This window comes from Thermoflexus sp., from assembly GCF_025055495.1.
Classification (GTDB): Bacteria; Chloroflexota; Anaerolineae; order Thermoflexales; family Thermoflexaceae; genus Thermoflexus.
The window spans coordinates 1-9,060 of the sequence record NZ_JANWXB010000162.1; the positions used below are offsets into that span (position 1 = coordinate 1).

At 63.4% G+C, this 9,060-nt stretch carries 7 protein-coding genes and 2 pseudogenes; 4 read left to right on the forward strand and 5 right to left on the reverse strand.

Annotated elements, in window-relative coordinates; genetic code table 11:
* The 4 genes and pseudogenes from NZM16_RS14005 to raiA form a co-directional block, all read left to right on the forward strand.
* A pseudogene (locus tag NZM16_RS14005) lies at positions 1 to 141 on the forward strand (type II secretion system F family protein); the annotation flags it as partial.
* A gap of 90 nt (positions 142 to 231) precedes the next feature.
* Positions 232 to 387: pseudogene (locus tag NZM16_RS14010) on the forward strand (double zinc ribbon domain-containing protein); the annotation flags it as partial.
* Between the two features lie 177 nt (positions 388 to 564).
* The gene (locus NZM16_RS05665) at positions 565 to 939 is read left to right on the forward strand and encodes a ComF family protein (protein WP_295479211.1); all 375 of its coding nucleotides are present in this window, start codon (positions 565 to 567) and stop codon (positions 937 to 939) included.
* A 24-nt stretch (positions 940 to 963) separates the two neighbouring features.
* The gene (gene raiA, locus NZM16_RS05670; protein ID WP_295452310.1) at positions 964 to 1,506 is read left to right on the forward strand and encodes a ribosome-associated translation inhibitor RaiA; all 543 of its coding nucleotides are present in this window, start codon (positions 964 to 966) and stop codon (positions 1,504 to 1,506) included.
* Between the two features lie 4 nt (positions 1,507 to 1,510).
* On the opposite strand, the gene NZM16_RS05675 is transcribed toward raiA, so the two are convergent.
* The 5 genes from NZM16_RS05675 to NZM16_RS05695 form a co-directional block, all read right to left on the reverse strand.
* A complete protein-coding gene (locus tag NZM16_RS05675) occupies positions 1,511 to 1,918 on the reverse strand; it encodes an SH3 domain-containing protein (RefSeq protein WP_295452313.1) in 408 nt (135 codons plus the stop codon).
* Positions 1,919 to 1,972: 54 nt separating this feature from the next.
* Positions 1,973 to 2,986 (reverse strand): MraY family glycosyltransferase, encoded by a 1,014-nt coding sequence (locus NZM16_RS05680; RefSeq protein ID WP_295479214.1) that lies wholly within the window; start codon positions 2,984 to 2,986, stop codon positions 1,973 to 1,975.
* Positions 2,987 to 3,088: 102 nt separating this feature from the next.
* Positions 3,089 to 7,123, reverse strand: a complete 4,035-nt coding sequence (locus NZM16_RS05685; protein ID WP_295479217.1) for an N-acetylmuramoyl-L-alanine amidase — start codon at positions 7,121 to 7,123, stop codon at positions 3,089 to 3,091.
* Positions 7,124 to 7,520: 397 nt separating this feature from the next.
* A complete protein-coding gene (gene fbp, locus NZM16_RS05690; protein ID WP_295452318.1) occupies positions 7,521 to 8,672 on the reverse strand; it encodes a fructose-1,6-bisphosphate aldolase/phosphatase in 1,152 nt (383 codons plus the stop codon).
* Positions 8,673 to 8,781: 109 nt separating this feature from the next.
* Positions 8,782 to 9,060 (reverse strand): DUF4058 family protein (locus tag NZM16_RS05695; RefSeq protein WP_295479220.1); only part of this gene is annotated, 279 nt, incomplete at its 5' end.

Below are 9,060 nucleotides of genomic sequence, written 5' to 3' on the forward strand. Positions count from 1 at the left end.
GCAGAGGAGCTGGCCCGCCAGGCCCCGATCAAGATGCTCTTCCCGCTGGTCTTCCTGATCTTCCCAGCCATTTTCGTCGTCCTCCTAGGGCCGGCCCTGCTGATTGTGATCAAGCAATTTGGCGGCGGATTCCTTCCCTAAACTCCGCCACGAAGGGGTGTCCTTCGTGGTTCTCAGCACGGTTGGAAACCCTTGTCAACCCTTCATCTCCCTCGACCGATCGCCCGTCTGATGGAGGAGGCCCTGGACCTCCTGTTCCCCCCTCGTTGTGCTGGCTGTGGGCGCCCTGAATGGCCATGGTGCCCGGCCTGCGCCGCGACGGTGAGCCCGCTGCTTCCCCCCGTTTGTTCTTTATGTGGCATTCCCTGGTTAAGAGGGGAACGCTGCTCACGCTGTAAAGAAGATCCTCTACATCTGGACGGCGTGCGATCCTGTTATATCTATTCCGGCCCGATCCGGCGGGCGTTGCACCAGTTAAAATTTCATGGTAGATATCGCCTTGCCCAGGCCCTGGCCACAGGAATGGTGGAGGGCTGGACCCGATTCGGAATGGAGGCCGACCTGTTGGTCCCGGTTCCGACTTCCAGCGCTCGCCAGCGCCAGCGGGGATATAATCAGGCCGCTGTCCTGGCCCAGGCTCTGTCGGAACGCTTGGCGCTTCCTATGCATCCTCAAGCATTGCGCCGGGTTCGGGCGACCCCATCTCAGGTGGGACTGGCTCAGAGGGCCCGTCGGGAGAACGTGCGAGAGGCTTTCGCCGCCGATCCCCAATGGGCGTGGGGGAAGCGGGTCGTGGTCGTGGACGACGTTTGCACCAGCGGGGCGACACTGGAAGCGTGCGCAGCAGCCCTCTATCAGGCGGGGGCACGGTCCGTCTGGGGGTTCACATTGGCCCGGGTGATCTTGAAAGAAGAGCGGGACCAGAAGTTGCGTCTTTGAGCTTTCCAAAGGAGGAGAATAGCAATGGAGCTGGTCATCCGAGGACGAAACATCGAGATCACGGATCAGATTGAAACTTACGCCCGAAAGCGGATCGCACGCCTGGAACGCTTTTTGCCCACCGTTTCTCAGGCAGAGCTGGAGCTCGCCCAGGAGAACACCCGAAGTCGAGATCAACGCCAGATCGCTCAGCTCACGTTGCGGATGACTCCCGGGATCCTCCTGCGCGCGGAGGAACGCCACGCGGACCTTTTAGCGGCGATTGACTTGGTGGTGGATAAGATGGAACGGCGGATCGAGCGCTTTAAAGGACGCCGGGAAGGACGGATCCGCCCCGAGGCCTTAGAGGTTGCCTCCTCAGAAGAAGAAATAAGCGAGACGGGGGGCCGCATCGTGAAGGTTAAGCGGTTCGAGGTGACCGCCATGACCCCGGAGGAGGCGATCGAGCAGATGGAGCTCCTGGGTCACGATTTCTTCATCTTTTATAATCCCGAGACGGCCAGTATCAATCTGGTCTACCGCCGGCGGGACGGAAATTACGGGTTGATCCAGCCGGAGCTGGCGTAGAGATCTAATCGGTCGGAGCCAGATAGGGCTCCGCTACCCATCCCTCGAACGCTCCATCTTCCGTCCGAACCCGACGCCAGCGTAGGCCATCCGCCTCAACGGACTCGGGGAAGGCCGAGAGAGGGGTTCCCTCGTTGAGAATGGTGACCACCGCATAGAGGAGCCCAGGCCCTTCCCGAAGCCGCAGGCCCAGGCCGCCGGTGCCCGTTACGACCATCCGCTGCGCCATCGACGTCGGCGTGGGGGAAGGCAAAAGGGTAGGGCTGGGCGCCGGAGAACGGGTGATCAGAATGATCCGGGCCGTTCCAGAAGGAGGGGGTTGACGGGCTGCGGGTCGAAATTGGGCAAGCCCCATCCACAATCCGAACCCCAACAAAACGATGGCCACCAGACCCACCGCTCTCTTGCCCACGCTTCCCTCGCGGGTTTCTGCCTCAGATTCGTGCTTTATCCAGCGATAAACGCGCTACCCTTCCCAGAACGGAGGCCGTTCTAGGCGCCAAAGGGCCCGGAGCGCAATGCCCCCGACGATGGCTCCGATCAGATAGCTCTCCAGCATCCCCGCCATCGCGACAAACAGCGCCAGGGCCCCCAGCGCCGCCTGGGCCAGATACAGCGTGAGGACCGCCTCCCGATGGGTCATCCCCGCCCGCGCCAGTCGATGGGAGAGATGATCTTTCCCCGGTGTGGTCAATGGGTTCAGGCCTCGGCGCAGCCGGGAGAAGACCACCAAGGCGGTGTCGAAGATGGGGATCCCCAGGACCAGCACCGGGACCATCCACGTGACAAAGGCCACGTTGTTCGGGAAGCGCAATTTAATCCCCAGAACGGCCATCAGGAAGCCGAGAAACATGCTCCCGGCGTCCCCCATAAAAATCGAGGCCGGATTGAAGTTGTAGCGCAAGAAGCCGATGCAGGCGCCCAGCACGGCCGCCGAAAGGGCCCCCACCAGATACTGGCCGTTCAGCGCCGCCAGGAGCAGGAAGAAGGCGGCCGAGACCGCGCCGATCCCGCCGGACAGGCCGTCCATGTTGTCGATCAGATTGAAGGCGTTGGTGATCCCCACCAGCCAGAGCAGCGTAATCAGAACGTTCAGGATCGGCCATGGGAAGAGAGAGACCATGACGCCGGTGGCCATCACGATCCCAGCGATGGCGATCTGCCCGGCCAGCTTGATCATGGGTCGAAGTCCCCATCGATCGTCCCAGATCCCCAGAAAGGAAATCGCCGTGGCTCCCACTAGGATTCCCGCTAGTTGGGGGAGATTGTAGCGATCCTCCAGCATGAGCAGGGCGATCAAGACCGCGAGGTAGAGCGCGGCGCCCCCCAGCAGGGGGATCGGCCGGGTGTGGAGCTTGCGCGGAGCGGGATGATCCACCATCCCGATCCGGAAGGCTACCGCCCGGGCTACCGGCGTGACCAGCATTGCGATCACGATCGCGCTAAGAAGGATCAGCAGCCAGACCGTTTGCGCTCGCATAGCGCATCATGCTCCTATCCCATGGATCACCTTCCGGGACAGCACCGAAGGGGCCCCGTCCCAAAATCCTCCGATCATCCATAGGGATCCGCAGGCCTTCCTTTAACGGCAAACCTCCAGACGGACCCCATCGATCACGGTCGCGCTCCCCCATCCGCTTCCATTATTGTAAACGCCGATGGTCAGCGTAATGATCTGCCCGCTGTAGGGCGTCAGGTCCAGGCTCACGGCCGCCCATATCCCGGTGTTCGCCTGATCCACCAGTAGGGGCACCCATTCATTTCGTGCGTTCCGGAAACCGATGTAGAACCGATCCCCACTTTCTCGAATCTGCGGAAGGCGCCAAAGGGTTAATGTCACCTGGCGCCCGTCCAGATTCACCCGCTGCCAGAGGGTGGCATAGGAAGCAGAAGTCGCCTGGAGATCGCCCAGACGGACAGCCCACTGCCCTTCATAGACCGGGCTCTGGACCCGCGCGATGGGAGCGCTCGGGTTCAGAATCTCCCAGGTTCCTGCCAAATCGGCTTCGAATCCCCCGTTGCGTAGCCGATCCTCACAGGTGGGCGGTGGAGGCGAAACGGCCCCCGCTTCCCGCAAGATCAGAGGGAGGTAAAGCATCGATCCACGAACGCCTGGGGCCACGTAGAACCGGACCGGCGGCGGCGTCCCGGAGAGATTGCCAGCCGCATCGAAGGCCGCAACGGTCCATTGATATTCCCCGGGGACCAGGTTGGCCAGGAAAATAGGGGTGGTCACCGTGAGGCGAGCGTTGTTGATGAAGAGAACGTATCCAGAGGGGGGCTCCGATCCGGTGGGAGCCCACTCGAAGCGAATCGGCGGTGTGTAGGTGATGGTCACGGTGGGGGTGATCAGCATCGGCACCCCGGGTGGAGTGCGGTCCAGCGTAAACGTCACTGCCGCCGGGGTGGGATCCACCGTCGTCCCTCGTATCGCCCGGGCCAGCACCCCATACGTCCCTTCGGTCAGATCCGGGGGAGGCGTCCACGACCATGAAAGCCGTCCGGTCGCTGTCAACCAGACCGGCTCCCCACCCCATCCGCTCCCGGTCCACCATTGCTGGTCCGCTGTCCGTTGAAGCGCGACCTGGACTCCCGTGATATCCGATGGGGATCCTGTCCCCTCGATGACCGGGATTTGATTCAACCGCGCATTCGGAGCGGGCACGGTGATCGCGGTCTCCAGCGGGGCTCCGCATGCCGTCATCGCATTCAGAAGGCGAGATAGGAGCGCCGCCCGAGCCGCCATCGGCCATGTGCTCTCGAGGGGGAAACCAAAGACCACCGCCTGCGGACATGGCGCGCCGAAGAACGTCGCCGCCGCCCGGCCGTCTGGATACTGCATCAGAACCTGGGCGTCGCGCCCTGGAGCGAGCACATCCGGCGTGGTCACCCGATGGCTCCCCATCGTTCCATCATCCAGGGTCAGATCCCCAATTCCGTCCAGCAGGCTCCCCGGAACGGGGCGGACCGTGCGAGCCCCTGCGTCGTCGGCGACGAAGCCCACCCGGAGCGCATCGGCCAGGAAGCCTGGATCCCGCTGGCTGAGATCCTGGCCGATGTTGGACCCGCTGAGGATCAGCCGTCCGCCGTTCGCCAGGAAGTTCCGCAACCGCGCCCGGACGCTATCTTCCAGGGTCGGCTCCGAGAACCCTTCCTCGCCCAGCAGCCAGAGGACGATCGGATAGTTTTCCAGACCCACGAACCCGCCGGAGACGGCCTCGTCGGTGGCCCCATCGAAGGGCATGGAGAGCGCGCGGCCCACACCAGCCAGGGCGTCGAAGCCGTTCATCCGCGCGATCGGCATGCGCGTGACCAGGCCCAGACTTCCCCCCAGGTTCTCCGTTGGCCGCATCGCCGCATCCAGCCGATCGAAGCCGTCTACCAGGAGCAGTCGGGGCGCTCCCCATGGCCCAACCCGCACCCCGACGACCGGGGTCGGGAAAGATTCACCGCCCGCGTTGAGGCCGGTCACCCGGAAGAACAGCGTCGTGCCCTCGGGCAGACCGGAGAGCGTATACGAGGGGCTGTTCACGAGGACCCCATCGCTCCAGGCAAAGCCATCGGTGCTGGTGTAGACCTTGTAAGCCGTAGCCGGATGGCCCAGGAGCACACCGCCATCGCTGGGGGAAGGCTGCCAGGAAAGCGTCACTTGGCCCGGTCCTGTTTGACGGGCCAACGGGGCCTGCGGAGGCTCCGGCAGGAAGATGGGGGAACGGCCATCCCGCTGCGCGTAATAGCGCACGATCCCCTTATACACCGCGCGGGCCACCAGCATGGCGAAGCGAGGGTCCTTGAGCGCGGCTGCGTCCTGCGGGTTGTCATGGAAGGCCGCTTCTAACAGGACACCGGGCATCGTGGAGAGAAGGCGCAATTCCCCCAGGTTGGCCTGTTTCTTCCCCCGATCGATCCAGTTCGGATCCCACCCCGCCCGGATGTCCTGGATCACCTGGGTGTGGATGGCATTCTGGAGCTCCAGGCTCCCCGGGGTGCGCCGGTAGTTCGGATCGCTGTTGTCGTAAACGTAAGATTCCGTTCCTCGAAGCGTTCCGTTGTAGCCGTTGGTATGGAACGAGAAGTAAACCGGATCATCGAAGGGCTCGCGTTCCCATTCGGCGTAACGAGGGCGGGCCGTCACGTCGTCGATTTGATCCCCACACGCGCTATAAGTAGAGCACTGGAAAGGATCGTAGACTGAGGGCGGAGCCCCCTGGTATTTCGCCCAGTAACGGGCCGCCTCCTCCCATCGGGGCCGTCCGCTCGGCCCGGGGCTGGATGGCGGCCCATCTCCGGTCACCGTGCCCATCCCCCCACCGATCCGAACCGCGTCCGCCACCACCACACGGTTCAGGTTCTCCGGGCGCTCCGTTCGGTTCGTGAGGATCACCCGCGCGGGTTGCCCGCCCCGGAAGGGGAAGGAGCCCAGATAGCGCCAGGTGTAGCCGTGACCCTGCTGGTTGACCCGGACTTCGCTGCGGCCCCCGGCGTGCTCGATCAGGAATTGCGCGTCCGTGCTCCGATTGGAGCCGCTCGTATACCAGGCGTAAACGGCATACACGCCATCCCGCGGCGGCGTCAGGGTCCAGACCGCCTGGGCGGTGACCGCCCCCAGGGCGGTCAGCGCCGTCCGATAGGTCCCGCCATTGTAGCCGGGCAGGGTCCCTGGGGACCAGGCCCCCTGTTCCTGATAGGCCTGGGGGTTATCGTTGTCGGCGATCCCTTCCCAGGGATTCATATCCCGCTCTCGGACCGGCCAGACATCCGCCCCTGCGTTGTAGAGATACTGCATCAGGAACTGGTTGAGGGTTTCGGCGTTGTTCAGATCCTCCACCAAGCCATTGGTGTTCACCCGCTGGGTCTGCCAGCGGTTGCCTGGGGCATACCAATACCAGCCGTGGCCTGCGCTCAGATAAATCGCTTTCCCGCTCAGGAACCCCTGGGCCTGGGGGCGGCTGTAAGCAGGAGGCTGACCGGCGACGCTCATCGGAGCAAGAGGCTCCCCACTCGCCCGCGCCAGCTCCTTGGGCTTGTTGGTGGGAGGAGGTTCCCGCAGGAACCAAGAGAGCGCGTAGAACCGTCCGTCCGCCGGGTTCCGGGCCAGCACTTGCACATTGTGCACCCCGAAGGGCTCCAGGTGCCGCAGGAAGAGATAAGCGGCCCGATCCACGGTCCACGGGCTCAGGGCTGGCTCCTCCCCGCTGGTCCGCTCCAGATAAGGGGCCGGCAGCTCCAGGTAGAGCGTGAGCACCTGGCCGGACCACTGGAAGCTGGCCACCCGCGCTCCCGAGGGCAGGGGGGACCACAATCCAGTCGCCCGCTCCTCGGCCGTCGGTCCGGCCACTAGGGCCTGGAGGCGGAGGGAGACCCGGTCGGTGATCGTGGCGGCCGCCTGGGGGAAGAAGCGAGGCACACAACGGACCTGGCTATCGAGGGGATCCACATAAAAGCAGACCGAGGAACTCTCCTGCTGAGGGCGAGCGCTCGCGGCCATACCCCGCCATGCCAGCTCCAGCCCCAGGAGGGCCAGGAGGCCGATCCCCAGCGCCAGCGAGAGCAGGATCCTCCGCCCGGATCGGAAGAATCCCGTGGCGGATCTCGATCGTTTCCAGGAGGTTGCCATGCCCTGTGGCCTCTTCGGATTTCAGGAAGGAGGTTAGAATTGGGCATTGGATGGTTCTTAATGAGTGTAGTCAAGAGGAGAGGGCAAGGCAAACGGGGAGTAAAGAGACTTTCCAAGACCCAGAGGCCCCGGAGAGGTGGGAGAAAGTCTTTCCCCTCCTCACAGCCCTCTGGGTCATGGGGAGGAGGGAGAAACCCTCTTTGCGGCTCCCGGAGCCGCGAGGAAGGGGAAGAAAGATCTTTCTAGGGAGCTGGGTGGGGGCTTCGGTCCCCATCCAGCTCCCCGACTCCCCCAAAACATAAAGCCACAGAACCTCAGCAAGTTGCGCTATGGGCAATGTCAGGGAAGGATAGCGGTGGGGCGAGCGGTTTCGTCGCCTGCCCCAATCCCCGTTCGATCAATCCGCCTCGGCCGCGCTGCCATCCCCCCCAGCGACCGCCGGACGGGGCTCCGGCATGGGCTCCCAGCGACCCACCAGGCGCTCGGCGACCTCGGGAAGCGTGGTGTATTCCATTTCCTCCATCGGCAGGCGATGAGGCTCGAAGGGCCCGTGACGCCGGAAATGATCCGCGATCACATTGCACAGTCGTCGTGCTTCATCGAAGGCCGGGTCATCGAACATATCCCGCGGGCCGATCAGCCGGCCATCGGCCAGCTGGAAGCCCAGGGCCACCACCCGCGGCGGGCCATCGAAGCGGGTGCACTTGGCATGATGCAATGGGACTGGCATCAGCGGCCCGTAGTGGGAGCCCCGCATCCAGCCCTCCACGATATGCGGCATGGTGAAGGGTTCCAGGATCTCCCCGACGGCGGGGAAGATCCCCTGCGCCCGCACAATGCACACCGGATCGTCCTTCCCCACGTAATGTCCCGCGATCAGGGAGAGGCGTTCGGTCGAAGAGACGGCCGCGATCTCTCCCTTCCTGGTGTAAACGGCCTTGATCATATAGCGGCCCGGCGCCCCGATGTAGACCAGCAGGTCATACATCTCCTCGGGACAATTAAAGAAGATCCGCTTGTGGCCTTTGACATCATGGACCTCGAAGCGAAAGCCATCGTGCATCGCAGGGGAGATCACTAGACCGGCCGTGTTGAAGGGGTCAGCAAACATGCGGAAGAGGGGAAGATTCCAGGCGCCGGCTGAAGTCTTATCGGCCATGAAGATGATGATAGGCTCCGAGGGGCGTTCAATGAAGGACATCTCCGCTACGCCCGGTCCCATCCCCCGAACGTTTCCTGAGAAGGCGTCGGCGATGAGGTCCTGCCCGGCCCCGTAAAGCTTCATCTCTTTCGCTTTGATGGTGCACCGTTCGAAGGTTTCCCAGGCGAGGCCGTGGATGATGGAGCTGTCAACGCCATGGCGGTGGGTCATAATCAGTTGAAGGTCATCCCCGCACCAGGTCACATAGTAATCAACAAGCACGCCCCGACGCTGAGCGTCCTCCAGATGCTGGCGGGCCAGGGCCACCAGATCCGTGTGGATCCCGGAGTGGCCCACCATGCCCCCGATGTCCGCCTTAATCACACTGACCGTGATCTCCTGGCTCATCGCACACCCCCTATGTTCAAGAGTCATGCAGTCAAGAGCCCGCTGGAGGGATCAACATCATCCTCCGAAAACCCCAGGAAAAGACGAATGGCGTAACTTCTACTTATACTCAGCGAACCCTGCGGGCGCCCTGCTCCCTTAACCGGGCGTTGGCCCATTCCGCAAAGGGGGGCTCCAGGGGCGGAACGGGCTCTTCCTCGTAGTTTACGCGCAGATCATATGCCGCCCGGTCATAAATCATCTGCAAAAGACGCCCCAGATCCACTTCCGGCTCTTCATCCCCCGCCTGCAACGGCAAGCGAAAGACCGGGATCGGATCCCGCACGGTGAACACGTAGAGCAGCGCCCGAGGTCGCTGCTCCCACCGGCTGACCAGGATCCGGTAGTG